The organism is Aeromonas fluvialis (assembly GCF_000819885.1).
In the GTDB taxonomy this organism is placed as follows: domain Bacteria; phylum Pseudomonadota; class Gammaproteobacteria; order Enterobacterales; family Aeromonadaceae; genus Aeromonas; species Aeromonas fluvialis.
On sequence record NZ_CDBO01000057.1, the window covers coordinates 61,405 to 86,418 of the forward strand.

18 protein-coding genes and 3 pseudogenes are annotated in these 25,014 nt (G+C 58.9%); 3 read left to right on the forward strand and 18 right to left on the reverse strand.

Annotated elements, in window-relative coordinates; translation table 11 throughout:
- Positions 1 to 72 precede the first annotated feature (72 nt).
- Positions 73 to 1,464, reverse strand: a complete 1,392-nt coding sequence (locus BN1125_RS12550) for an alkaline phosphatase (RefSeq protein WP_042012636.1) — start codon at positions 1,462 to 1,464, stop codon at positions 73 to 75.
- 11 nt (positions 1,465 to 1,475) lie between these two features.
- Positions 1,476 to 2,873 carry an alkaline phosphatase gene (locus BN1125_RS12555; protein ID WP_042012637.1) on the reverse strand — a complete coding sequence of 466 codons (1,398 nt, stop codon included), beginning with the start codon at positions 2,871 to 2,873 and terminating at the stop codon, positions 1,476 to 1,478.
- A 323-nt stretch (positions 2,874 to 3,196) separates the two neighbouring features.
- On the opposite strand from BN1125_RS12555, the gene ylqF reads away from it, so the two are divergent.
- Positions 3,197 to 4,147, forward strand: coding sequence for a ribosome biogenesis GTPase YlqF (gene ylqF / locus BN1125_RS12560; protein ID WP_042012638.1), 951 nt, complete (start codon positions 3,197 to 3,199; stop codon positions 4,145 to 4,147).
- A gap of 156 nt (positions 4,148 to 4,303) precedes the next feature.
- On the opposite strand, the gene BN1125_RS12565 is transcribed toward ylqF, so the two are convergent.
- The 3 genes from BN1125_RS12565 to dinG form a co-directional block, all read right to left on the reverse strand.
- Complete coding sequence (locus BN1125_RS12565) at positions 4,304 to 5,200, reverse strand: histone deacetylase family protein (protein WP_042012639.1); 897 nt, start codon at positions 5,198 to 5,200, stop codon at positions 4,304 to 4,306.
- A gap of 185 nt (positions 5,201 to 5,385) precedes the next feature.
- Complete coding sequence (locus BN1125_RS12570; RefSeq protein ID WP_042012640.1) at positions 5,386 to 6,045, reverse strand: YccT family protein; 660 nt, start codon at positions 6,043 to 6,045, stop codon at positions 5,386 to 5,388.
- A gap of 142 nt (positions 6,046 to 6,187) precedes the next feature.
- Positions 6,188 to 8,260, reverse strand: coding sequence for an ATP-dependent DNA helicase DinG (gene dinG, locus BN1125_RS12575; protein ID WP_042012641.1), 2,073 nt, complete (start codon positions 8,258 to 8,260; stop codon positions 6,188 to 6,190).
- A gap of 398 nt (positions 8,261 to 8,658) precedes the next feature.
- Between dinG and BN1125_RS12580 the strand changes: the two genes are divergently transcribed.
- Complete coding sequence (locus BN1125_RS12580) at positions 8,659 to 9,720, forward strand: porin (RefSeq protein ID WP_042012642.1); 1,062 nt, start codon at positions 8,659 to 8,661, stop codon at positions 9,718 to 9,720.
- A 1,094-nt stretch (positions 9,721 to 10,814) separates the two neighbouring features.
- Here BN1125_RS12580 and tyrA read toward each other — a convergent pair.
- From tyrA to hinT, 12 genes and pseudogenes are all read right to left on the reverse strand, one after another.
- Complete coding sequence (gene tyrA, locus BN1125_RS12585; protein WP_042012643.1) at positions 10,815 to 11,954, reverse strand: bifunctional chorismate mutase/prephenate dehydrogenase; 1,140 nt, start codon at positions 11,952 to 11,954, stop codon at positions 10,815 to 10,817.
- A gap of 129 nt (positions 11,955 to 12,083) precedes the next feature.
- Positions 12,084 to 13,157, reverse strand: a complete 1,074-nt coding sequence (locus tag BN1125_RS12590; RefSeq protein ID WP_042012644.1) for a 3-deoxy-7-phosphoheptulonate synthase — start codon at positions 13,155 to 13,157, stop codon at positions 12,084 to 12,086.
- A gap of 343 nt (positions 13,158 to 13,500) precedes the next feature.
- Positions 13,501 to 14,829, reverse strand: a complete 1,329-nt coding sequence (gene glgC / locus BN1125_RS12595; protein ID WP_042012645.1) for a glucose-1-phosphate adenylyltransferase — start codon at positions 14,827 to 14,829, stop codon at positions 13,501 to 13,503.
- A 200-nt stretch (positions 14,830 to 15,029) separates the two neighbouring features.
- Positions 15,030 to 15,867 (reverse strand): annotated as a pseudogene (gene secF, locus BN1125_RS12600) (protein translocase subunit SecF).
- 140 nt (positions 15,868 to 16,007) lie between these two features.
- A pseudogene (gene secD, locus BN1125_RS19885) lies at positions 16,008 to 16,360 on the reverse strand (protein translocase subunit SecD); the annotation flags it as partial.
- 310 nt (positions 16,361 to 16,670) lie between these two features.
- Positions 16,671 to 17,091 (reverse strand): annotated as a pseudogene (locus BN1125_RS12610) (hypothetical protein).
- Positions 17,092 to 17,200: 109 nt separating this feature from the next.
- Entirely contained in the window at positions 17,201 to 18,058 is an 858-nt protein-coding gene (locus BN1125_RS12615) for a DUF6279 family lipoprotein (RefSeq protein ID WP_042012647.1), read from the reverse strand.
- Positions 18,059 to 18,061: 3 nt separating this feature from the next.
- On the reverse strand, positions 18,062 to 18,907 hold the full coding sequence (locus BN1125_RS12620; protein WP_042012649.1) for a phosphotransferase: 846 nt from the start codon (positions 18,905 to 18,907) through the stop codon (positions 18,062 to 18,064).
- The gene (gene lpoB, locus BN1125_RS12625; RefSeq protein WP_005302153.1) at positions 18,897 to 19,493 is read right to left on the reverse strand and encodes a penicillin-binding protein activator LpoB; all 597 of its coding nucleotides are present in this window, start codon (positions 19,491 to 19,493) and stop codon (positions 18,897 to 18,899) included. Before lpoB ends, BN1125_RS12620 begins: the two co-directional genes overlap by 11 nt.
- A complete protein-coding gene (locus BN1125_RS12630) occupies positions 19,493 to 19,891 on the reverse strand; it encodes a YcfL family putative periplasmic lipoprotein (protein WP_042012651.1) in 399 nt (132 codons plus the stop codon). Before BN1125_RS12630 ends, lpoB begins: the two co-directional genes overlap by 1 nt.
- Positions 19,892 to 19,974: 83 nt before the next feature.
- Positions 19,975 to 21,369, reverse strand: coding sequence for a COG3014 family protein (locus BN1125_RS12635; protein WP_042012670.1), 1,395 nt, complete (start codon positions 21,367 to 21,369; stop codon positions 19,975 to 19,977).
- A gap of 29 nt (positions 21,370 to 21,398) precedes the next feature.
- Positions 21,399 to 21,749 carry a purine nucleoside phosphoramidase gene (gene hinT, locus BN1125_RS12640; RefSeq protein ID WP_042012652.1) on the reverse strand — a complete coding sequence of 117 codons (351 nt, stop codon included), beginning with the start codon at positions 21,747 to 21,749 and terminating at the stop codon, positions 21,399 to 21,401.
- 251 nt (positions 21,750 to 22,000) lie between these two features.
- Here hinT and BN1125_RS12645 point away from each other — a divergent pair, with 251 nt between their 5' ends.
- On the forward strand, positions 22,001 to 24,013 hold the full coding sequence (locus BN1125_RS12645; RefSeq protein ID WP_042012654.1) for a methyl-accepting chemotaxis protein: 2,013 nt from the start codon (positions 22,001 to 22,003) through the stop codon (positions 24,011 to 24,013).
- A gap of 69 nt (positions 24,014 to 24,082) precedes the next feature.
- Here BN1125_RS12645 and BN1125_RS12650 read toward each other — a convergent pair whose 3' ends face one another.
- A complete protein-coding gene (locus tag BN1125_RS12650) occupies positions 24,083 to 24,958 on the reverse strand; it encodes a 6-pyruvoyl trahydropterin synthase family protein (protein ID WP_042012655.1) in 876 nt (291 codons plus the stop codon).
- Between the last annotated feature and the right edge of the window lie 56 nt (positions 24,959 to 25,014).

Consider the following 25,014-nt stretch of genomic DNA (forward strand, 5'->3'; position numbering starts at 1 on the left):
CATCTGTCGCTCGAAAGAGCCGGGACCCGGGCCGCTGAGTCGATTGCTCAGGTTCACCCGGGCCCCCGCTGCTTACAGGCCGAGCGCCTCCCGCAGTTTGCCAAATACCTTGGTGTTATCCAGCGTGCCCTTGAAGCGGTTGCTGCCTGCACCATCGGCGAACAGCATCACATCGCCGCCACCGTGGGTTTCCGATGCCAGTTTGACGCCGGTCTCCTGCAGGTAGTCATCAGCCATCACCTGATCGCTGGTGAGGGTGGGGCGCACGTCCGCACGGTTGGGGCCGTTACCGAACACCAGGGTGGTGAAAGGCTTGCCATCGACATCGTTCTGGGTCGCGCCATCGCCATTTTTCACCAGGTCCAGCACCGGATTGCCCTTGGCGGAGTAGCCGTTGATGGTCATGGTGTGGTCATGGTCGGCAGTGACCACGATCAGGGTATTGTTGAGGTCCACTTTACCGAGGGCCGTCTTGACCGCCTCATCCAGTGCCACCGCGTCGGTGAGCGACCGCTTGGCATTGGTGCCGTGCAGGGCGTGATCGATACGGCCGCCCTCTACCATAAGGAAGTAACCCTGACTGTTCTGGCTCAGCAGGTCGATCGCCTTGGCGGTCATTTCGGAGAGAGATGGCTGGGTATTGGCTGCCCCCTTGGCGACCCGATCCAGCTCGTAGTCGAGGTGGGATTTGCTGCTGAACAGACCGAGTACCTTGCCGCTGGTGACCTTGGCCAGTTCACTTTGGGTGGTGACATAGCGGTAGCCCAGCGCCTTCATCTCGGCGGTCAGGTCGCGGTTGTCATTGCGACCGCCCTTGTTGCTGGCGCTGTAGGGAGTCCAGTGGTTGGCACCGCCGCCCATCAGCACATCGACCCCATCCCCCAGTGCCTGGTTGAAACCAGCGCCCCCCGGAACGGCCTGTACGGCGATGTCATAAGCGGCATCCCGATGGCAGATGTGGGCGTAGGTGGCCGCAGGCGTGGCGTGGGTCAGCTCTGTGGTGGTGACGGCGCCGACCGACTTGCCTGCCGCCTTGGCCAGCTCCAGGATGGTGGCCGCCGGTTTGCCGTTGTCGTCAGTGCAGTTGTTGATGGTCTTGTTGCCGTTGCTGTCTTTGCCGGGGGCGACGGCCCTGGTGTCGCTGCTCATGGCGATCACCTCGTTGTTCATCTTGACCCCGGTGGTATAGGCCGCCATGGAGGGGGCAGAATCGGTGGTCTGGGCATCGTTGGAGAAGGTCTTGATGCGCGCGCTGCGGGGCAGCTTCATCATCTCCAGATTGCCCTCTTCCCCCACCTTGAACAGGCGGGTGGCGGTGAGCACGGTGGGGCCCATGCCATCACCGATAAAGAGAATGACGTTTTTGGCATCACCGGCCTGTGCCTGGGTGGTTGCGCCCAGCGCACTGAACAGGGCGGCGCAGACCAGCGTGTGCTTGATGGATGTGTTCATCTGTTTGCTCATGAAAGTGCTCCTTACAGCTGGGCCGCAGCCTTGATCTTGCCAAACACGGCGGTGTTATCGAGTGAGCCATGGAAGCTGTCAGCCCCCTTGCCGATGGCGCCGAGGAAGACATCGGTGCCGCCGTGGGTCTCACTGCCAAGCTCGCCCACCTTGACCACCACCTCCTGGTGATAGTCATTGGCAAAGACGGTGGCATCGTCGAGCGGGGCAACGCTGCTGCGCGGGCCATCCACCCGGTTGTAGCCGTTGCCAAAGCCGATGATGGTGTAGGGCATGCCGTCGCTGTCCTTGCTCGGCTCGCCGGTATCGTAGTTTCTCACCAGTCCGAGCACGCCCGGGTTCTCGGCAGTGGTCTTGCCGGTACGCTTGGCATAGCCGTTGAGTACCAGGGTATGGTCATGGTCTGCGGTGACCACGATCAGGGTGTTTTTCAGCTCGGGGTCGGTCTTCTTCACCTCATCGATGGCAGCCTTGATGGCGTTATCGAACGCGAGGGTATCTTGCAGGGCCCGTTTGGCGTTGGTGTCGTGCAGAGCGTGATCGATACGGCTCCCTTCCACCATCAGGAAGTAACCTTTCTCGTTGTCCTTGAGCTGCTTGATGGCGGCCAGGGTCATCTGGGCCAGTGACGGCTCGCTGGCGGGACGGTCCAGCTCATATTTCATGTGGCTGGAACCAAACAGGCCCAGTAGCGGCTTGCCCGCATCGGCTTTGTTCAGCTCATCGAGGGTGCTGGCAAACTGGTAGCCGTTGGCTTTCATCTCGTCGATAAGGTTGCGGCCATCTTCCCGCTTGCCCTTGTCGGCCTTGGGCAAAAAGAAGCTGCTGCCACCGCCGAGCACCACGTCCACCCCTTCCTTGAGGGCGCTGTTGTAACCCTTGCCTGCGGGCACCAGCTGTGCGGCGATATCCGCTTCCAGATCCCGGTTGCAGATATGGGCATAGGTGGCGGCCGGGGTGGCGTGGGTCACCCGGGTGCTGGTCACGACGCCGGTACCGCGACCATCGGCCTTGGCAAGCTCCAGCAAGGTGGTCACCGGTTTGCCGGCACTCTGGCTGCAGTCGCGCTCGAAGGTGGCGTCGCCGTCCATGCTGATGACGCCGTTGTTGCTCTTGACCCCGGTCATATAGGCCGCCATGGAAGGGGCCGAGTCGGTCACCTGGGCATCATGGGAGAAGGTCTTGATAAAGGCCGTCTCTGGCAGGGTATCTATGGTCAGGTCACCCTCTTCGCCGACACCATAGATGCGAGCGGCGGTCAGGGTGTTGAGGCCCATACCGTCACCGAGGAAGAAGATCACGTTGGTGGGCGGGGTGGCGGGCTTGGTTGCCACCGTATCATTGTCTGAGGTGCAGCCAGCGGCCAGGGCGGCGCCGATCATCACTGCAACTCCTGCCATGTTTCTCATTGGGGTTCGCTCCTTGTAAAACCTGAGCGCAGCCTAGAGGGGGCAGATGACACTTTTACTGACTATCGGTGACGGTTGTGTGAAAAAATGGTGGAAATGTTATTTTGTATCAATATGTTAACTGTCAATTGAGTGTGTTGTTCGACAGCGGTCACACAGGATTGCGCTGTCATGTCTGTTTGTTGATTTGCAGGCACGATAGCTAGAATGACCTGTCAAAATGGGCCCGCAGCAGGTAAAATGCGCCCCCTTCGTTCGATGCCCGCGGCAGAGTGCCTGTTGTTCCATACGCGCGCCCGCAGCCCCCACAGAGAGTAACGGATATGTCCATCAACTGGTTCCCCGGTCACATGCACAAGGCCCGCAAAGAGATTGCCGAGGTCATGCCCCAGGTCGATGTGATCATCGAGATGCTCGATGCCCGCATCCCCTTCTCCAGCGAAAACCCGCTGGTGCCCGAGCTGCGTGGCGATACCCCGGTGATCAAGGTGCTGAACAAGGCGGACCTGGCCGATCCGGCGATCACCGATCTGTGGGTGGCGCACATGGAAAAAGAGAAGGGGATCAAGGCGTTGCCTCTGACCCAGCAGGAGCCGGAGAAGATCAAGCAGCTGCTGACCCTCTGCCACGAGATGCTGCCGGAGCGCAATTTTGAGCTGCGCGGCGTGCGGGCGATGATCATGGGGATCCCCAACGTGGGCAAGTCCACCCTGATCAATACCCTGGCTGGGCGCATCATTGCCCGTACCGGCAACGAGGCCGGGGTGACCAAGTCCCAGCAGCGGATCAAGCTCGACAACAACGTCATCCTGACCGATACCCCGGGTTTCCTTTGGCCCAAGCTCAACCCGCCCTCCTGCGGCTATCGTCTGGCCATCACGGCAGCCATCAAGGACACGGTGTTCGACTATGCCGATATCGCCATGTTCGCCGCTGACTACTTCATCAAGGCCTATCCGGAGCGAGTCAAGGCGCGCTACCAGATTGAAGATCTGCCCGAGACCGAGCTCGAGCTGCTGGAGATGATCGCCCGCCAGCGGGCGTTTATGCGTAAAGGGGGATTGGCCGACCTGCACAAGGCGTCCGAGATCCTGATCAACGAGTTCCGCTCCGGCTTGCTTGGCCGCATCTCCCTGGAGACGCCGGAGATGGTGAGCGTCGAGATTGTCGAAGCCGCCGCAGAAGCCGAGCAAAAAGCCAAAGAGAAAGCCGATCGGGAAGAGGAGCGTCAGGCCCGCGCCCGTCGCAAATACGCCCGCAAGCGGCAAAAATAGTGATCCTCAGTCATCCCAAGCTTGCCTGACAACGAGCGAGCTTGTGTGACCGAGAGGACGAAACACGAAGAGGCGGCCCAAGGGTCGCCTCTTCTGTTTTATCTGGTGATGTGCCCGCCCGCTTCTGATGGCGTCTACGCACGCTAAAGGCATGTATCAGCCAAAACGGTGGCGTGCCGTCTCAAACAGTGACATATGAAGCGGGATCAGCTGTTGCCAGTCGCGGCGATAGCCGCCACCGGGCACTGCCGCGATGGGCAGGCCATGCTGCAAGGCGCAGTCAAACACCATGGCATCGCGCTGGCGAATGCCTTCATCGCTCAGGGCGAGATAGCCAAGCTCGTCGCCATGGTGCACATCGACACCCGCCTGATAGAGGACGAAATCCGGCGAATAGAGGCGCAGTGCTAGTGAAAGCGCCTGTTGCAGTGTGGTGAGATAGGCATCGTCCGTCATGCCGCTAGGCAGCGGAAAGTCGAGGTGAGAGGTGGCTTTGTGATGGGGAAAGTTGTGCTCCCCATGCAGGGAGAGGGTGATGATATCGCGCCGCCCGGTGCACAGGGCCGCACTGCCATCCCCCTGATGCACATCGAGATCGACGATCAGCACCTGTTCACAGCGCCCCTCGTCGAGGCAAGCCTGCGCGGCAATCACCAGGTCGTTGAACAGACAAAAACCGCTGCCGTGATCCCGATGGGCGTGGTGGTAGCCGCCTGAGATCTGCAAGCCGCAGCCCTGCTCAAGTGCATAGCGGCTGGCGGCAATGGTGGCACCCACCGAGCGCAAGGTGCGCTCAATCAGCATGGGTGACCAGGGAAAGCCGATCTTGCGGATGGCGCGCTGTGCAAGCTGGCCGCTCAGGGCCGCCATCACATAATCGGCATCGTGAATGCGACAGATTTGCGCCCGGGTGGCCGCTGGCGCTGTGGCAAGGGGGTAACCTTGTGCCTGCAGGTGCTCAAACAGCCCCTGATACTTGGCCAGCGGGAAGCGATGGCGCTCGGGCAGGGTCAGGGAGGCGTAGAGGGGGTGATAGAAAATCTGCAATGACATGGTGCCATCCTCCCTGGCAAGGCAGCGCTTTCTATATATGAAATTGATAGATGACGCCATACATGCACTTCCTGGATGAAAGGGAAGAGGCAAGCGCGCACATCAAGACGAGTCGTGAGCGAGACCGCAGGAGATGGAAAAGGGGAGCTCGGCTCCCCTTTTCGGTATCAATATCTCAGCCCGGCTTATTGCTGCTGGATAACCCAGATCTGGAAGGCTTTGCGGGTTTCCGCATCGGCCTTGTTGTACCAGTTTTGTAGCTGGGTCAGGGCCTCCGGGTTGCTTTGCGCCTTGCTGGGGGCAACCTGAAGCGGTGCGCTGGAAGCAGCCATCACGGCCGCAGAGGAGACGGCAACCGCTTTGGGTTGATTGAAGGCTTTGCCCATGTTGATCAGCTCTTGCTGATAATCACGGGTCAGCTGGAAGCCCTCGACTTTCGGCATCACAAACTGTTCGCTGCTTACCCGCTTACCCGTCACTTCATCGATGAGCGCCACCTGCTGCGTTTTCACAAACTCCTTGGCTTGCTTGGCATTGCGTGGCTTTTGAAAATCCAACACCAATACTTGATTGTCTGCCGCGTCGAAGTTGATCACCAGCGGTTCGGCTGTCACTAGGTTGATGTCGGTGCGGGTGGAGTAATTGCCTTCAAAGGTCGCTACCAGTTGATGCTTGCCTGCATCAAGCTTGAATGCATCATGTTGTTGGAACATTTTAGAGTCTATGGGTTTGCCATCCAGCAACTGGATGACATAGGGATCAGTGATCTTCAATTGAGCATCGGCCAGGGCGCTACCGGCCCACAACAGACCAGCCAGCGCCGGTACCAGAACAGTCAGTTTCATTTCATCTCCTTGAACAGTCAGGCGATTGCCCACTGAAAACAGGGGCTCATTTTTACAGGTTTGGCCTACAGCGGCAATGGCTCTTTCTGGTGGTAAAAGTTCGCGCTCTTGTCTGTTTATTTGTCAATAAAGGCCGGTTTATTTACTCGATCCGCCGTGTAAACGGGGGGAGGGCATCGAGCAATCCCTTGCCATAACGTTTGGTCAGCAGACGTCGGTCAAGAATGGTGACCCGCCCCCGATCGGCCTCTTTACGGATGAGGCGGCCACAGGCCTGGATCAGTTTGCGTGATGCCTCCGGCACCGTCAGTTGCAGGAAAGGGTTGCCCCCCCGCTGCTCCACCCACTCGGCGGTGGCCTCCTCGACCGGCGAGTTGGGCACCGCAAAGGGGAGCTTGGTGATCACCAGATTAGTGAGATAGTGACCCGGCAGATCCAGCCCCTCCGAGAAGCTGCCGGTACCAAACAGGATGCTGGCCTGATCGCCATCGCATTTTTGCTTGTGCAAGGTGAGCAAGGCATGGCGGGAAGCCTCCCCCTGCACCAGCAGTGACAGTCCCTTGGCTCGCAAGCCAATGGCCACCTCATTCATCTGACGGTAGGAAGAGAAGAGCACCAGACTCGCCTCCTTGCCCGCCAACATGCGTGGCAGCACGCTGATGAGTTCATTGGTAAAGGCCGGCGAGTTGGGTTCGTGCTCCATCCTGGGCAGATAGAGCTCGGCCTTCTGATAGTCAAAGGGGGAGCGCAGACGCAGATAGCGGGTACCGTCGTGCTCTTTGAGCCCCACCTGATGGCGAAAATAGCTAAAGGAAGAGAGGGCGGTGAGGGTCGCGGAGACCAGCACGGCCCCCAAACATTTCGACCAGAGCCACTCCTCCAGCAGATACCCCACCTCTATCGGTGAGGCATGGAGCCAGATATCACCATCATCGCTCTTGACCATCCAGCGGGCGAGCGGGGTTTTACCGGTCGGGACATGGCGCCCCAGCATCTCCCACAGGGCGTAGAAACTCTCCAGCCGCTGCAGATGAAAACCGCTCTCGGCCAGCAGGGGTTCGGCCTCCTTGCGGCGGATCTCGCCATCCTTGAGCGCTTCACCGATGGCTCCCTGCATCCGGTCCAGTGCCCGCAGCGCCTTCTTGCTCGACTCCTTGAGGTTCTCTGCCAGCATGGGCAGGGGATCCGGTAGCACCCCTTCGGCGAAACGGTAGTGGGGTTCAGTGCCAAACAGCCGTTCGTTGGCGCCGAGCCACTGCTCGACCGCCTTGAGGTCGGGCTGAATGGAGGCCAGCGCATCCTGCAATTTGAGTTGGGGGTCGAGCAGGCTCTCTTTATTGAGGGTGCGTGCCAACTTGCCTGCACTTTGTACCAGCTTCTCCAGCCAGCGGCGCGAGCCTTTGATGCTGGCCGACGCGGCGCCGTGATCCCGGGCGATGGTGGGCAAATGATGGGCCTCATCCAGTACATAGATGCACTCATCGGGTGGCGGCAGGATGATGCCACCGCCCATGGTGAGATCGGAGAGCAGCAGGGCATGGTTCACGACCAGCACATCGGCACTGTTCATATCGTTGCGGGCGCGATGAAAGGGGCAGTGCTGATGATGGCTCAGCGCCTTGTTGCAGGTGTGGCGGTCGGCGGCGATGCGACCCCAACAAGTGTCGGGAAGGGGGGCCGGCCAGTTGTCCCGGTCCCCGTCCCATTTGCCATTGGTGTAGGCCTGCCACAGCGCCTGGTAACGATCCTTGTCGCTGTCTGATGGCTTGTGTTTGCTCAATGCACCGAAGTCGAGCTCGAAGTTGGCCATCTCGGCACCACTGGCAGCTTGCTCCAGCAGATGCTCGCAGCAGTAGCGCTGACGACCCTTGACCAGCATAAAGCGAAACGGCAGTTCGCTGTGGCGGTGGTAAAAAGGGAGGTCTTTGTGGATCAACTGCTCTTGCAGGGCCACGGTGGCGGTGGAGATCACCAGCTTCTTCTGGGTGAGCCGCGCTACCGGGATGGCGCCCTGCGCGTAGGAAAGGGACTTGCCGATACCGGTGCCCGCTTCGGCCACCAGGATCCGGCGCTGTTTGTCGTACTCCCCGGTCAGGGTTTTGGCTATCTCGGCCACCAGAAAGTTCTGCTCTTTGCGTGGCACAAAACCGGGTAATCCATCGGCAATCTGGCGGTAGGTTTGACGAATGGTGGCTTTGAGGCGAGTAGAGAGCATGAAGAGAAGGCCAGTTAGGAGTTAATGAAGGACAAGGATACCCGCAACCCCTTGGTGAGGTCGAGGCAACTGCCATTATCACGGCAGTGTTACACCGTTCAGACCGCGTTGGTTGTTTATCAGGTGGTTAGCGTTATTGGCATGCAAAACTAGCTATTTGAGTCCAAAGAGTCAGTGGGATTGATTGCAAACGTTTTCCTTTTGCTTCGTTATGGTGCGTGATTTGGATCACACTTTTGCCTCCATGACTCTCATTTTCATAAAAAGTTCCAAGTTTTTTCATTGCGGTTAAAAAAAACCGATGTTAGTCTCGGCTGCATAGTGATGCATGGATCATCACTAACACAGGGAATAACAACTTACAATTTAGTGTTTAATTACAGTAGGCATTGGAAACTATGAAAAAAACAATTCTGGCTATTGCTATCCCGGCTCTGTTTGCTTCTGCGGCTAACGCCGCCACCGTATATGACAAAGATGGCACTGTATTTGACGTTTATGGCCGTGCGCAATTTGATGTATATGACGACGGTGCTGATGATGACTTTAATAATAATGACAGCCAAAATAGTGTCGATGGCATGGGTTCTGCCCGACTCGGTGTTAAGGGTAAGGTTGCGCTGAACGACAAAATCGCCGGTATCGCCAAAGGCGAATGGGGTGTCACAGCCGAAAATACTGATAACAAAGACGATAAAGACAATTTCAAAGCACGCCACGCATTCGCCGGCTTTGAACATGCTGATTACGGGACACTGGTATTTGGTCAGTCTGATACCGCGTTTTATCAAGCCGTAGCCGCAACCGATATTTTCAATACTTATGGTTATGAAGCCTTCTCCGGTATTGAAGTCGGTCGCCAGGAAGGTCAGGTAATTTATACTGGCAATTTCGGTGGCTTCTATGTCGGCGCCTCTTATCAGTTCCAAGACCCGACTTATGAATATTCATTCGGTGGCCAAGACCAGGATGGTAATGAATTCGGGTTTGACAATGTTCAACTGGATAGCAGCTATGCAGGAACGCTCGGCTATGTCTTCGATTTTGGTCTGGCCGTCTATGGTGGCGTTCACTACGAAGACTTGGTCAGTGATAACATCGATGACAAGACCAACTATGCATTGTCAGCTAGCTACACCTGGAACTCCTTGTACCTGGGTGCTGCCTATGTTCACTCTGATTTGAACGGTGTGAAAGCAGGTAACTATTCTGGTGATTTGACGCTGGATGGTTATGATCTGGTTGCCTCCTACGGCATCGACGCGTGGACCCTGTACACCGGTTATGCCTATCAGGAAGCAGACGGTGATAATGTTAATAGCCTGGACACTGCCGATGCCTTCAAACTGGGTGTTCAGTACAGCTTTACCAGCAACTTCAAGACCTGGGCTGAATATCAGGTGAATAATCTGGATGATGCTGACGATGCTTGGACTGTTGCTCTGCAGTACAACTTCTAATGTGCGACGAGAGTCGTACAAATATCAGTCTAAATTATTGATTTAGATAAAGAAAGTGGTTCCGGGTCGCGCCGGAACCACTCCTTTACCCTTAAGGCAGCGTGAGAGCGAAGGGAAGCCCAAGCGGGTTCTGCTCACTCCAAATATCCCAGGGGAAACCCTCGGGAAACGGACAAGTCGAAAGATTTGCAACCGGTAACTCAATAGTGTCACTCGATCTTATGCTCCTTTGACAGAGATCGACCCAGTGTCACCCAACCCTTTAGCCTCCCTGAGGTCGGGTTGTGCTTCCAACTGCCCTCCATAGATGATGAGTCTTCCAAGCGCCCCCAGGCGCGGGGTTTCTCCACCATCGACTTTCAGTCCTGCAATTCATTCCATGTGTCGGTATGACGTCCATTTGCGTCTGCCCAGTGGTCAAGTGCAGCCTGACATTCATGTAAATAAGGAAGAGGATTCAGACCTCCGGTCAGCCTCTTTGCCATATTCGTACGCGCAAGCTGTGTATGCGATTGTTCCACCCGACTCCACTTCTTCCCTGTAGGGGAGTCGGAGATAGGATCCCGTGGTTCAGCCCACGGTAGCCTAGGGGTAGGGCATGTCCGGTAACGGAGTTGTCTGCAGCACCCTGACCATGTACCCACCCGCAAGGGGTCTGTTTACCGCGAGGAAAACAGGGGATGCTGCCAGCATCAGGCGGATGAGGGGCTAGGCTAGCTGTATGTGAATCACTGATAAACCCCGTCATTGTAAACCGGCGCAAGATGCTGATGCGCCGAAGCCAAAACGGTACGAAGCCGGTTGATCCTCTATTAGATGGGATCACGCTGACATCAAAGCTTTCGGGGGACAGGTGGCACCTAAAGCAATGAGCAATCATTCGGATACACGGAACTCGGCAAGCCCGTCTTGGTGCCCTCGGCAACATCGGGAGCAGGTGAACCGCAAGGGGAGCTGTTGCCATAGCGGGAATGGGAGGCAGGATAATCGCCGCTTGTGACTGACGTTAGCGTTTAAATCGGTAACAAAAAAAAGGGAAGATGCCTCGGCATCTTCCCTTTTTGGTGATATGAGCGGTGGTTGCTTTTGCAGGATCAGCTGTGTTGGCGGCGGTCGTTTGCCTGGGCCAGCAGCATGCGACTCTCGCGCAGGAACTGGTCGGCATGTTCGCCGAAGAAACAGGAGACTTGCGAGAAGGCGTCGATAAAGCCTGCTCTGTCCCCTCGCTCCAGCAGCCCCAGCGCTTCGCCAAAGTTCTGGTAGTAGCGGTGGATCATCGCCAGATTCTGTGGGGACGACAGAATGATGTCGGCATAGAGGTGGGGATCCTGGGCAAACAGCCGCCCCACCATGGCGAGCTCCAGCCGGTAGATGGGGGAGCTCAACGCCAGCAGCCGCTCCAGATTGGCCTCTTCCCGAGAGAGGTGCCAGCCATAGGCGAAGGTGGCGAAGTGGCGCAGCGCCTGAATGAGGGTCATCGCCTCATCGTGGGCCTTGGCTTCCACCTGTTGCAAACGGGCGCCCCAGATGGTCATCTGATCCAGCAGCCACTGGCTGGCGGCGGGGTCACGACCCTGACAGCAGACGATCACCTGCTTGGCAAGGCTTGCCACATCGGGCCCGAACATGGGGTGCAGCCCCAGTACCGGCCCTGGGTGTACCGCCAGCATGTGTTCGAGCGGCACCGACTTCACGCTGGTGACATCGACCAGCAGGCAGTGGGCGGGCAAGTTGCCGAGCCGGTCGATGATCTGGCAGGTGATGTCGATGGGCACCGCCACCATCACCAGACCGGCGCCAGCGAGGATTTCGTCAGCGCGCGGCCAGTCGGCTTGCTCCAGGGTCTCGACCCGATAGCCTGAGAGGCCGAACATGTGGCCAAACAGCCGGCCCAGCTGGCCCTGACCGCCGATGATGACCACCTTGCCAAGATCCGGCTTCATGCATTTGAAGTGGTTATCTTTTTCGCTGGCCGACTCGAGGATGTAGGATTCGCGCATCACACGGCGCAGCACGTCTTCGATGAGATCGCCGGGCACTCCCAGCAGCTCGGCCTCGGCACGACGGCGGGCCAGCATGCTCGCCTCCCGTTCCGGGGCGTAGATGGGCAGGCCGTGGCGGCTCTTTACCTCACCCACTTCTCCCACCAGGGCAAGACGGGCGGCCAGCAGATCGATCAGCTGTTTGTCCACCGCGTCTATCTTGTCCCTGAGCACATTCAACTCTTCAGCCATATCCTGTCCCTGCTGGCGCCGCGGGCGCCCTGAAATTCAAGATGCAATAAGGTATCACGGCGTGAGCGGCTGGAGGCCACCAGCGGTGATACCCTGATTGTTCAATAGGTTACGACAAGATACCACGGCTTACCGCGCAGTTCTGCCCTTGAGAGGATCAGCCAGCTGATTGTGGCAGCGGGCCAGCAGGGTGGCGGTGGTGTCCCAGTCGATGCAGGCATCGGTGATGGAGACCCCGTAGCGCATCCGCTCTTTGGGCTGCTCGCTGGACTGGTTACCCTCGAACAGGTTGGATTCGAGCATCACCCCGATGATGGAGCGGTTGCCCTCCTGGATCTGGTGGATGACATTGTCGGCCACCTTGGGCTGCAAACGGTGATCCTTGCTGGAGTTACCGTGACTGCAATCCACCACCAGGCCGGGCAGCAGACCTGCTTTCTCCAGCGCCTCTTCTGCCAGCGACACGTTGACCGAGTCGTAGTTGGGATGTTTGCCGCCGCGCAGGATCACGTGGCCATCCGGGTTGCCCTGGGTCTGCAGCAGGGCGACCTGACCCTGCTGGTTGATCCCCATAAAGGCGTGAGGGGAGGAGGCCGCCTGCAGCGCATTGATGGCGGTCCCCAGATTGCCGTCGGTGCCGTTCTTGAAGCCCACCGGCATGGAGAGACCGGACGCCATCTCCCTGTGGGTCTGGGATTCGGTGGTGCGGGCGCCGATGGCCGACCAGGAGAAGAGCTCGGCCAGGTATTGCGGGCTGATGGGATCGAGTGCCTCGGTGGCCAGTGGCAATTCCAGCTCCGCCAACCAGCAGAGCAGCTCGCGGGCGCGGTGTAGCCCCAGCTCCACATCGAAGGTGCCATTCAGATTCGGATCGTTGATAAAGCCTTTCCAGCCGACCGTGGTGCGTGGCTTCTCAAAGTAGACCCGCATGACAATGTAGAGAGAGTCCTGATAGGCGTCATGCAGCGCTTTGAGCCGTGTTGCGTACTCTTTGGCGGCGTCCATGTCGTGGATGGAGCAGGGACCACAGATCACCAGCAGGCGGTGATCGCGGCGGTGAATGATGTCGGCGATGGTCGTGCGGGCCCCTTGCACGAATGCCAGTGCCTTGTCGGAGATGGGTAACTTCTCCTTGAGCTGAGCTGGGGTGATCATCACTTGTTCGGACTGGATATGGATATTGTTCAGGGGATCTCGTTGCATCGTCTCTTCGCCTCGCCAGCGTCAGCACATTGGCTCTGATATCACTGGGCTGTAAATTTAAGTTTACGAAAGTACCGCTTTCGTTACAATAGCCACCACAATACCAAGTAAATGCCAACTTTCAAGTGTGAATATGGAATTTAATAGCCTTTTGGCAATATAAAAGTGCTGTTCATAGCCAATGGTTTGGATTAACTGCCAGATTCGTCCATGAAAAGCTACTGCTGTAATAATATCTTTACGATCTGGCAAGGGGAGGTCGAATGGCGGGGCAACTGGCAGTAAAAAACGGGAGCCTGCAAGGGCTCCCGTTTTTTTCGCGATAACAGTACTGGGCAGAGAGTTATGCCGGCACAGCTGGCTCTACAGCCGGCTCTACAGCCTGCTTGCGCGCCGTTTTTGCCAGTGCATCCAGCATGGGCTTGGTGACCAGTACGATCCCCTGTTCGGAACGATGGAAGCGGCGGGCATCCTCATCGGCGTTCTCACCGATCACCATCCCTTCCGGCAGCTTGCACCCCTTGTCGATCACCACCCGACGCAGCCGGCAACCCGCGCCGATCTCCACACCCGGGAAGATCACCGCTTGATCCAGGGTACAGAAGGAGTCGACCCGTACATTGGTGAAGAGCACCGAACTCAGGATGAAGGAGCCGCTGACGATGGTGCCGCCGGAGAACATCGAGTTGATGGTCATGCCGTGCTGGCCGTTGCTGTCCTGCACGAACTTGGCGGGGGGGGTCATGTTCTGGCTGGTCCAGATGGGCCACTCCTGATCGTAGAGATTCAGTTCCGGAGTGACGGAGGCGAGATCCATATTGGCTTCCCAGAAGGAGTCCACTGTGCCCACATCGCGCCAGTAGGGGCGGCGATCCGGACTGCAGCCGACACAGGACATGCCAAACGGGTGAGCGAATGCGGTGCCCTCTTTCACCACGCGGGGGATCACGTCCATGCCGAAATCGTGGTGGGACTGTGCGTTGGCAAGGTCCTCTTCCAGCAACTGATAGAGATACTCGGCATCGAAGATATAGACCCCCATGGAGGCCAGCGCGGTGTCGGCCTTGCCCGGCATGGCGGGCGGGTTGGCAGGCTTTTCGACGAAGGCGTTGATCTTGCGATTATCATCCACCGCCATCACCCCGAAGGCGCTTGCCTCACTGCGTGGCACCTCGATACAGGCCACGGTGACCTTGGCGCCCATATTGACGTGGTCGAGCAGCATGGCGGCGTAATCCATCTTGTAGATGTGATCGCCAGCCAGCACCACCACATATTTGGGGGCGTGATCGCGGATGATATCCAGATTCTGGTAGACTGCATCAGCTGTGCCGCGATACCAGTTCACCTCATCCACTCGCTGCTGGGCGGGGAGCAGATCGATGAATTCGTTCATTTGATAGCGCAGGAAAGACCAGCCGGACTGGAGGTGACGCAACAGGCTGTGAGACTTGTACTGGGTAACGACACCGACGCGGCGGATGCCGGAATTGATGCAGTTGGAGAGCACGAAGTCAACGATACGGAACTTGCCACCGAAATGAACGGCAGGCTTGGCACGGTTGTCGGTTAACTGTTTGAGGCGACTCCCCCGCCCTCCTGCGAGCACCAAGGCCATGGTCTCGTTCAGCAACTGTCTGGCTTTTGCTGTATTGGCAGGTTGTAACAACATTTTTTATCCCTTTATGGTTAACTCATCCTGATGATGCCTTTTTTGAGGCCCAATGTAAGCGATTTCAGTCGCAGAACATCGGCTGCGCTGATTATTAAGTAATATATCATTGTTGTAGGCAATATCAAATATGATATGCCGAGGCGGTAATCAATCTTTCGACAGTCAGACGCAGTGGCCAACGGTAGGAGGCGCCAGGGTTATGCCTGCCGGGACTGGGGGGCTGCCTGTTTCTGGTACGCTGGAGGTGTCAGCCCCAGCAGCCACTGCACGGTCGAGGCGACGGTGATGGAGGAGACGGTGCCCACCAGGATCCCGGCAAACAGGGTGAAGGAGAAGCCGTAGAGGGTGTCACCGCCAAACAGCAAGAGGGCACCCACGGTAAACAAAGTGATACCCGAGGTGATCATGGTGCGGCTGGAGGTTGCCTTGATCGCCACATCGGAGCAGGCGTGGATCCTCATCTGGGTGCGCGAGCTGAGCAGGTCCCGCAGTCTGTCCGATATGATGATGTTGTCGTTGAGGGAGCCGCCGATCACCGCCATCAAACCGGCGATGATGTTCAGATCGAATTCGATCTGAAAGAGTGATAACAGCCCCAGCGCCACGATGGCGTCATGGACCACTTAGAGCAGGATGTCGGTGGCCTGACGCCACTCGAAGCGAAACGCCAGATAGGCCGACATCGCCAGGGACGCTACCAACACCGCCAGCATCCCCTGCTGGAACAGCTCGGCACCCACCTGGGGGCCGACAATGGTGGTACGCAGCAACTCGACCGGCATCCCCAGCTGCTGGGTCAGCATGGTGGCGAGATCTGCCGCAGGCCAGGGCAGTTCGTGGGGGGGCCGCTTGATCAGCCACTCGCCGGGAGTACCGGCCGAGCTCAGCTCAACGGCCCCCGCCAGTAAAATCGAGCCCCAGGATCAGGCCGTTCACCAGCAAGATGGCGACGCTGGCCACAGTCAGCAGGATGGAGGCCCAGAGGCCAATATAACGCCAACGGGTCAGCCCCATTGCAACGACCATTCTCAACATCATTCTCTCCTTGGCCATCCTGCATCAGGCTGTTGGCCCATCACGACGTGCCGCGACAAGCCAGGGAAAAGTGGCCGCCCCGGCCATATCCATGGCCGATGGCGTAGCCAAAGCCGTTCATCAGAGGGACTGCTGTCCCGTTACATCTTCAGCGTGCACTCGCTGCTGTGTCCCCACAGGGGGTTGATGATGGCGCGCGTCCCCCAGATCCCGATGTCATGCTGGAGAGCAGACCCAGAATGAGGGTGATGGAGAAGCCCTGCAGCGACCCGGAGCCGATGGAGTAGAGCACCACGGCGCAGATGAGGGTGGTGATGTTGGCATCGAAAATGGTGTGGAAGGCCGAGCGATAGCCAAAGTCGATGGCGTTGGCCAGTGAGCCCCCTTCTCGCAGACGATCCTTGATCCGCTCGAAGATCAGCTCATGGGTATCCACCGCCATGCCCACTGTTAGCACCCGATCTGCGATCCCCGGCAGGGTCAGCACGGCGCCCTGTGCGCTGCGCGTGACGCTGGCGCCGCGCAGGGCCGCTCACCGAAAAAGGTGGGCAGGGAGTAAAAGGTAAATGTCAACAGTATCAACAGCAGCAGCGCGTACTGCCACTTGCTCATGCGGTTGAGAACGGTGCGATTGCTCTTTCTCATGGCAAACAAGCCGCTGTCAGGAGAATGGTGCCCGGGCCGATAGCAACAAGGCTCGGCAAGGCGCAAAAAATGGGATGCATCAGATGCGGATCAGGCAGCCGCCGGATCCGTCAGGAAGAGGAGATGAGCAAACAGTGGGTGTGCCAGCCCCTCAGGGGTCAGGCACTCAGATAACTCTGGGTGAAGCGATATTGCAGATGTTGGCGCTGCAGATGGCGCCGAAGCGATCGCGAAAACGCTGTCTGTGATAGCGCTCGGGGGCCAGTATCAGCCAGCCGAGCAGCAACAGCAGGATGGCCTGGGCCGACCAGCTCTGGATCAGCTCGTAGACCAAGCTGTTGGCTGGTTGTCACTGCGTAGGGATGGTTCAAGACGCAGCAGGTGATTCTGATGGCTGCCGACAAATTTGATGATGCCATCATCACAGTCGCTAACCTGATTGAACACCTGACTCTGCTGCTGCTCACTCTGGGGAGATGCGGGTAGCAGCGGGCCTTCCATTTGGGTGATGGAACAAAGCAGGCTGAGGGCGATAACCAGGGTTACCAGCACCCGTTTGGCTTTGTCGATAAGGCGCAAAAAGTTAATTCCCGATAAATAAGGCAGGCACGCTACCACACGCGCGCGGTGTGAACAGGGTCACAGGCCACGACACACCGGGCGTGTGGCGCCACAGAGGGGCCGGTCGTTAGCTGCCGCTCATCTGCTTGAAGTCGCGGGCGTAGCCCTTGAGCAGGGAGTAGAGATGGGCTCGCTGGGAGATATCCAGCGACTGGCTCATGGCGCTCAGCCAGTTGACGGTACGCTGGCGTGACTGCTCGGTATAGCCGGTAAAGCGGCCATCCATCAGGCCATCCCCCTCGGCCAGCAGGTTGGTCAGCTCGCGGGTAAAGTCGGGACTCTGGCGCTGCTTCATCAACCTGTCCAGCTCCTGGGTCCAGGATGCCTGAAACTCGAGCCAGGGGGGCATCAGCTCGTATTGCCACTCGGCCCACTGAGCCACCAGTGGCGCTTGTGCCGGTTTCACCTCGCCAATCCAGTACGCCAGCCGCTTGTTCATCTTGTGGCGAAACTCCGCCAGCATCTGCTCTTTGGGCTCGGTGGCAAAGTCCTGTTGCCGCTCCTGTTGCCGCTTGACCCGATCGGTCATGAAGCGGGCCACCTGCTCGTCGGTCAGGGTGCGCGCCAGTCTGACTGCGCGGGGGATGGTGTTTTCAAGCGTGCGGGTCAGGCTCTGCTGCACCGCATCGAGGTTGGTCGAGATCTGTTCCGGTGTCATGGGGCTGGCCACCGCCTTGGCCAGCGCATCGAGATCATTGGCGTAGCGGGGCAGCTCATGCTGGCGATGCCAGGCCATCAGCCCCTTCACTTCGCGGCTGAGCAGGTCCTTTTGGGAGTCGGAGAGGGCGAAGTAGTCATCCAGCTGCCAGATGATGGCAGTATCGAGCCAGTAGTAGATCACCCGGGTGGAGCAACCGGTCAGCAGTAGGCCGATCAGCAGCAGACCCCAGGTTTTCGGCTTGTGCCAGCGCACCTTGTTTATCATCGGTTACTCCAGTCGTTGCCGGTTGATGGCGATCAGGGTGTCATAGTCGGGTGAGGCCTGTTGCTCTGCCATCAGCAGGGCCCAGAGCAGGCCGATGTAGTCGACCCAGGGTAAAAATGCCTCGCTCTGAAAATCGGGCCACTGGTGGCGCGGCAGGGCCTGCAGATAGTGCGCTTCCAGCGCGTCGCGCCGCTCGGCGGGCCACTCATGGGTGCGCTGGATGCTGGCGAGCTCAAAGCCGGGGTGACCTGCCGCGCCATACTCCCAGTCGATGACCCAGGGTTTGCTTCCCAACAAGTTAGCCGGATTGAGATCATGGTGGCAAGGGCGCCAGCAATCATTTGGCTCACTGCTGGCGAGCAAGCTCCGCTCCAGCGCGGGCAGCCAGAAGGGGATGTGGGCCAGTCTGGCGCGATAGCCCGCCGCGTGGGCCCGCACCGCCATCACCACCGCAGGCAGCGGCAGGCGATGGAGCTTGCGCAGCACCCCAGCCAGCAGACGGGGCTGATCGGCAGCCGGTGGCGCTGCATGCGACCAGTTTGGCTCATCGTACCACGCCAGCAGCATCAGACCGCTGGCGGGATCGCCATAGTGGCAAGGCAGCGCCAGCCCTTCAGCCATCGCCCCCTGATAAAGCTGCCACTCGGTGGGACGGTCGATGCCCAAGCGCACCGGATCGGGGTGGCCCTGACGTAAAAAGTAACTGCGCCCCGAGGGGAGGCGCAGTCGATAGTTACAGTTGGTCAGACCTAACCCGAGCGCTTCCAGCTGTCCGTCACACCAAGGGGCGGGCAGGCTGGCCAGCAGCGCATCACAGTTGCCCCCCAGCGGGAGCTTGTTACCAGCCAAAGGTGGATTTCTTCGCCTGTTTGCGGATCTCTTTCTGATCTGCCCACAGCAGTTCGCCGTTTTGCAGATCCATCAGGTTCATGGTCATCTGGTAATAGACATCCTTCACCTTGCCATTGTCTTTGACGATGCTGGCGAGGTTGCCATAGACCATGTAGCGGGCCCCGGTCTGCTTGCCCAGACGCACCATGGAGGCAGGATCCACCATGCCGCTGCTCTGCTGGTATTCGAGCTGCTGCTTGACGGCGGCCACCTTGCTCATGTCGACGAAGCGGAATTTGCCGGCCCGCAGCAGCTTGGTGCGGATGGTGTCGGTGATGGCTTCGGTATCGATGTGCTCTGAGGTCTTGTTGCGGATGGAGTCCATAAACATCACCGGACGACCGCCGGCGGTGATCTCGCTGGTGGCAGGGGAGGCCAGCATGGAGTCCGCCATCTTGTCGGCGATGGCCTGCAGATCGCTTGAGCCGTAATCGACGGTGACGGTTTCAGTTTCAGTGGGATCGCCATAGCTGACGGTGGTGCTGGAGCAGCCGCCCAAGAGCAAAGCGCCGGTCAGGATCAGCAGGGCATGATTCATTTTCATCAGTAGGATTCCTCAATCACTTCGCGTACGTAAATCCGGTAACCCTGCGCCGCTGGGCTGGGAGCCAGGGCCGAGAGGGTGCGGGTCTGATAGCCATGCAGCTTGATGGGGGTCCAGCCGCGGCCATCGCTGGCGACCTCCTGACCGGCCTCATCATACCAATAGAACATATATTGCAGCTTGTTATCGCCGCGCTGGGTGCTGGCTGCAGCCACATTGACCTGCAGCAGGCCATTTTGTTGGCGGCGGCTGAGCTCGGTCAGGGTGACATTGACGTTTTGATGCAACTCCAGCGTGGGGGCACCGCCCGCCGGGCCATAGAGCGCAATGCCGGAGGTATTGGTGGCGCAGCCGCTGAGCAGTAGCGCGAGCCCGAGGGCCAACCCGTATGCTTTCATCTTGCTCTCCTTGATTGGAGTGAGTCGGGCAGCACTGGGGGCTGCCCGGTTAATCGTCTTGCTCATCTCTTTTCGCCATCTGATCAGAGCGGCATTACCCGGGTGGTCAGACCGGCGCCGAGGCGCTGTACCCAGACCAGGGTGGTGCGTCCCTTGTGGATGGTAAGCGGCAATTGCCGCTGCGCTGCCCCCGCGCCCAGGGTGAGATTTACCTCACCTGCCGGCACCATTCCCTGCCAGCTCGATGCCTGCGCCGGCAGCGTCAGCCAGCTGCGGGTATCGGCCCGCTCCGAGAGGGTATTGAAGATCCCCACCAGAATATTGCCAACATCCCCCCCCTCTTTGGCGGCAGTGTGGCGCATCTGCTCCTTGGCCACCAGTCGAAGTGCCTGACGGGTCAGCATGCCGGGCAGTCGCTCCTGCAAATCTTTGGCGGCCAGCGCTTCCAGCCTGACCAGCTCGCTGGTCTGCTCGACCCGTTTGCCGACCTCCACGGTCAGCGGGCCGGTGCCGCTGGCCTGATTATCGTAATAGGGGATGGCAACGGTAAAGGTACGAAAATCGCCGCCAGAGGTGGCGATGGGCAGCGGCAGGAAGAGTTCGCGCCGCGCCGGGATCAGACCATCTTCAAACAGCACTACCAGTTGGCCTTGATCTTTTACAAGCGGCGGCGCCTTGCGGCCTATCTTTTTCTCGGTCGCGCGGATCTCGTCCGGCGAGCCACGCAGTACTGCCAGTCGCAGCAAGGCATCTTGCAGGCTGCGGTTGTCCGGCGCTATCTGGTAGCCGCGCTGATAGTCGACCCAGGCATCGTTGAGATCCCCCGCCGCTTCATAGAGCACGGCGGAAAAGTAGAAGGTGTAGGCGTTCTGAAAACCGTTCTTGACCTTGCCGATCAACCGGTCGAGATCCGGTGCGCCGCGCGACATCAGCTGGCGCATCTCGCCTTCTGCTTCGGCCTCTTCGCTCTCATCCTTCGCCTTGCGCACCTCATCGGCTCGCCGTTTGAGCGCCTGCTCCTGCACCTGATTGGCGCGGCGTACCTCTACCAGGGCGCCATCGGCATCCCCCCGTTGCAGGTAGTTGAGGGCCAGATAGTGGTGCAACATGGTGCGCTCGTAATCGGGACTACGATAGGCCATCGACTGGTCGTTGGTGAGCAGACTACCCACCTGATCCAGACCGTGGCTCAGCCGGTATTCGGCCTGATTATCTTCCCACTCAAGGCGGCTGTCGGCGGCGGTGAACGCCTGCTTGCTGCCCGCATCCTGACCCGCCAGCCAGGCGATACGCCCCTGTTCGAGCCGATCCAGCACAAAGGTATCATCCCCAAGGGTGGAATCCCGTACCTCGGGCAGCGCCTCGGCGGCATGGCCCAGCAGCAGCTGGTTGCGCAGGGGCACCATCTGATCGGAGTAGGAGACGAACATATCCTGCCAGTGGGAGGCGCAGCCTCCCAGCAGGGTACTGGCCAGCATCAGGCCGGCCAATCGAAGGTGTGGGAGGATCACAGGCTGAGCAGCGGTCCCAGCGGCTGGCCGCCGACCAGATGCATGTGAATGTGGTAGACCTCCTGCCCGCCGTGGCGATTGCAGTTCATGATGAGGCGGTAGCCATCCTCGGCAATGCCCGCATCGCTGGCCAGTTTGCGCGCCACGGTGAACATCCGGCCCAGGGCCAGTTCATGTTCGGCTTCCACATCGTTGACGGTGGGGATCAGGGTGTTGGGGATGATCAGAATATGGGTCTTGGCCTTGGGCTGGATATCCCGGAATGCGGTCACCAGATCGTCTTGATAAAGGATGTCGGCTGGGATCTCTTTACGGATGATTTTGCTGAAAATGGTTTCTTGCGCCACGAGTAACTCCCTTATATGAAAAAGAAAATTGAACTAGAACCCCAAGCGGCTCCCGAAAGGGGGGCGAGCAGCACGCCAAGTGTGACACAAGCCGACATTTGACACAGCTGAAGTCCCATTCCCTTCAGTTATTGTTAAAAATACCGATAGCCAGAGGGACGTCATCTGCAGCGCCTGTTCAGGGGGTCTGCAGGGTATCAAAAGGACGGGGTACTCAGGCAAGGGACTTTTGCATATACAGCGGGACAATAATGAAACAAATAATGTCGGATCTCTCCATCTTGCAGCGAGTCTATCTTGGCTTCGCAATCCTGGTGGCCGTGATGGTGGCCAGTTCACTGTTCACATTTCGTAGTCAGGAGACCTTGGGGAACGCGCTGGAGCAGGTGACCCAGCAGTCGATGCCGCTGGTGATCGCCAGCAGCCAGACTCAGATCACCCTGCTCAGTGCCAACAAGTGGTTGGGTGATGTGCTCACCGAGCAGGATCCCCAACAGCTACCGGCCGAAGTGGCCGAACTGAAACAGGCCAAGGCTGCGGTGAGCAAGAGCCTTGATGCTTTGCGCCAGCAGGTGGCCAACCACCCCGAACTGCAAGGGGAAATGGGCACACTGGGACAGCAGGTCGGCAGTTATCTGCAACTGACCGACGCCCTGCCCGGTGAACACGAAGCACTGCTCACCAGGCTGCAGAAGGTCAATCTGGCCAAGGGGCAGTTCCAGGTCAGCCTGCCCCAGTTCAAGAAGAGTCTGGGTGACATGATGGTCACCATCGACGACAGCTTCATCAAGATGCTCTCCGAGACCCTGACCACCAAACTCTCCGCTATTGAACTCTCCACCATGGACGCCCTCAATCAGACCATTCCGGCCCCCATCGAAGGGGCACTCAAGCGTAACAGGATGCAGATTGAGGGGTTTAACAGCACCATCAAGGATCTGCAAGGGGAGCTCGAGAATTTCAAGAACGACATGGGTCACTACGTCCACGGTTTCGTGCGCGATACGACCAGTAATGAAGGTGTACTGGCCCAGTATCTGGCGCTGAGGCTGCAGCAGGAGCAGATGCGGGAGAAGAGCAAGCAGGCGAGCGCGCTTATTGTGGCAATTCAGGATCGGCTTGAGCGGATCACCGCTCAGAGCCAACAGCTGATGAGCCAGAGCATTCAGCATGCCAAAGCTGCGCAGAGCAGGAGCACTCTCACTCAGGGGGCGAGCATTGCGGTCGCCATTGTGATCGCCATGCTGGTGGCCTATACCCTCGGCAAGGCCATTCGTCGTCCGCTCAGGGAGCTGCTGCAGGTACTCTCCGAGGTGACCCGGGGCGACATGACCCAGCGCATCGGTTTTCGCAGCAAGAACGAATTTGGTCAGCTGGGCAGCCAGATCAACCTGCTGATCGCCCAGATGGGGGAGGTGCTGGCGCAGCTTTCACAGGCCTCGGCCCAGCTTAACGATGCCGCCCACGGCAACCGTCATACCACTGAAGCGGTGCGGGCGGATCTGGAGAAACAGCGTCAGGAGACCGCCTCGGTCGCCGCCGCCATGACCCAGATGGAGGCGTCGGTGCGGGAGGTGGCGCAGGCTGCGAACCAGACCCTGGAGCGGGTGATGGATGTGGAGAAGGCCTCCGAAATGGGGCGCAAGGTGATGGCAGGCAATATCACCACCACCCATCAGCTGGCAGGCAAGTTGCAACAGACCGGCAAGGTGATTGGCGATGTGAGCGCCATGAGTAGCCAGATCGGCAATATCCTCGACGTCATTCGCGGCATTGCCGAGCAGACCAACCTGTTGGCCCTCAACGCCGCCATCGAAGCGGCGCGGGCCGGCGAGCAGGGGCGCGGTTTTGCCGTGGTGGCGGATGAAGTGCGCAGTCTGGCGGGGCGCACTGCCCAGTCAACCAGCGAGATCCAGACCATGATCGAGAACCTGCAGCAGGGGGTCGCCAAGGCGGTGACCGTGATGCAGGAGTGCTCCCGCGAGATGGACAGCTGCGTGGAACAGAGCTCCCATGCCAACAACGCCATGGAGGAGGTGCAGGGGATCGTGGTGCTCATCAGCGACATGTCGAGCCAGATCGCCTCTGCCGCCGAGCAGCAGCAGGCTACCAGCGCCGATATCGCCACCAACCTCAATCGCATCTCTGATATCTCGGATCTCAACTATCAGGGGATCGAGCGGGTGGCCAAGACCAGTCAGCAGCTGGATGCGCTTGTCGAGCAGCAGGAGAGCCTGGTCAAGCGCTTTCGCCTTAGCGCCTAATGGTCGAAGGTTGAAACAACAAGGCCCCGCAGATGCGGGGCCTTGTTGTTAATGCGGTTAGCTGAGCGCTTATGCGTAGGCAATGGCCCCCTTGCCGACCCCTTCATAGGCAACAATCTTGACGAACTTGTCACCCACCATCTTCTTCACTTCGCGGGCGATATAGCAGGCCAGCAGCTCGACCGTGGTGTCGGTGTCGATCATCTCCACCTCGGCGCTGGGGATGGCCAGCTGGAACAGCCCCTGGGGCGCCACATACTGGAAGCCGAAGTGATGCTCGCCAAGCTGGGCATTGGCGCGAGGGCTCAAGGTGAGCTCGGTCAGCGCCACCTTGTCCTCCTCGGTGCCGAGGTAGATATCGCCCCAGCGTTCAGCCCAGTTGAACTCCAGCTCACCATCGCGTTCACCATCCACGTGGATCTCGATGGGGGAGCGATGGCCGTGGGCGATGCGTTGGCAATTGCCATCGTGTTTTTTCAGGCCGTGGCTGTAGTGGTAGAAGGCGCCGGTGATCGCCTCCTGACGCAGGGTCAGGGAGAGATCCTTGATATTGCCCGGCAGCCGTGTGGCCAGCACCGCCAGCAGGTAGCGGGTCACCGACTCTTTATCGACTTGCGGAGCCGGGATAAAGGCGAAGCCCTGGGTCGGGCAGCGTAGATGGATGGATCGCCCCTGGCGCAGCAGGTCGACGGTGCTTTCGTCCCCTTCCAGATGTTCGACATGGATCAGGGCGCATTCGGTGGGCACCAGCAGTTTGTGGTCCACCTCTTCATCGATGATCGACTTGATCAGCTTCTTTACCCGGCCAAAATCCAGCAGCATGCTCATCTCGTTGAGCTCTCCGCTCATTTCGATATCTACCAGCCAGCTCTCACCCACCATGCCGCGGCGTTCGCACAGGTAGCTGGAGTCGATCACGGTCAAATCTCTTACAAATAACTTCATCAGTCAGGCCTTGCTACAGAGAAAGGGCAGTTTGCGATATTATGACCCGCGATTAT

Excerpts from the sequence above, each read along its gene's own strand:
- BN1125_RS12580 (WP_042012642.1), top strand. The coding sequence starts at position 8,659 with ATGAAAAAAACAATTCTGGCTATTGCTATCCCGGCTCTGTTTGCTTCT.
- BN1125_RS12590 (WP_042012644.1), bottom strand. The coding sequence starts at position 13,157 with ATGCAACGAGATCCCCTGAACAATATCCATATCCAGTCCGAACAAGTG.
- BN1125_RS12565 (WP_042012639.1), bottom strand. The coding sequence starts at position 5,200 with ATGTCATTGCAGATTTTCTATCACCCCCTCTACGCCTCCCTGACCCTG.
- lpoB (WP_005302153.1), bottom strand. The coding sequence starts at position 19,493 with ATGAAAATGAATCATGCCCTGCTGATCCTGACCGGCGCTTTGCTCTTG.
- BN1125_RS12555 (WP_042012637.1), bottom strand. The coding sequence starts at position 2,873 with ATGAGAAACATGGCAGGAGTTGCAGTGATGATCGGCGCCGCCCTGGCC.
- dinG (WP_042012641.1), bottom strand. The coding sequence starts at position 8,260 with ATGCTCTCTACTCGCCTCAAAGCCACCATTCGTCAAACCTACCGCCAG.
- BN1125_RS12635 (WP_042012670.1), bottom strand. The coding sequence starts at position 21,369 with ATGCTGGCCAGTACCCTGCTGGGAGGCTGCGCCTCCCACTGGCAGGAT.
- ylqF (WP_042012638.1), top strand. The coding sequence starts at position 3,197 with ATGTCCATCAACTGGTTCCCCGGTCACATGCACAAGGCCCGCAAAGAG.
- BN1125_RS12550 (WP_042012636.1), bottom strand. The coding sequence starts at position 1,464 with ATGAGCAAACAGATGAACACATCCATCAAGCACACGCTGGTCTGCGCC.
- BN1125_RS12645 (WP_042012654.1), top strand. The coding sequence starts at position 22,001 with ATGAAACAAATAATGTCGGATCTCTCCATCTTGCAGCGAGTCTATCTT.
- tyrA (WP_042012643.1), bottom strand. The coding sequence starts at position 11,954 with ATGGCTGAAGAGTTGAATGTGCTCAGGGACAAGATAGACGCGGTGGAC.
- BN1125_RS12630 (WP_042012651.1), bottom strand. The coding sequence starts at position 19,891 with ATGAAAGCATACGGGTTGGCCCTCGGGCTCGCGCTACTGCTCAGCGGC.
- BN1125_RS12615 (WP_042012647.1), bottom strand. The coding sequence starts at position 18,058 with ATGATAAACAAGGTGCGCTGGCACAAGCCGAAAACCTGGGGTCTGCTG.
- BN1125_RS12650 (WP_042012655.1), bottom strand. The coding sequence starts at position 24,958 with ATGAAGTTATTTGTAAGAGATTTGACCGTGATCGACTCCAGCTACCTG.
- glgC (WP_042012645.1), bottom strand. The coding sequence starts at position 14,829 with ATGTTGTTACAACCTGCCAATACAGCAAAAGCCAGACAGTTGCTGAAC.
- BN1125_RS12570 (WP_042012640.1), bottom strand. The coding sequence starts at position 6,045 with ATGAAACTGACTGTTCTGGTACCGGCGCTGGCTGGTCTGTTGTGGGCC.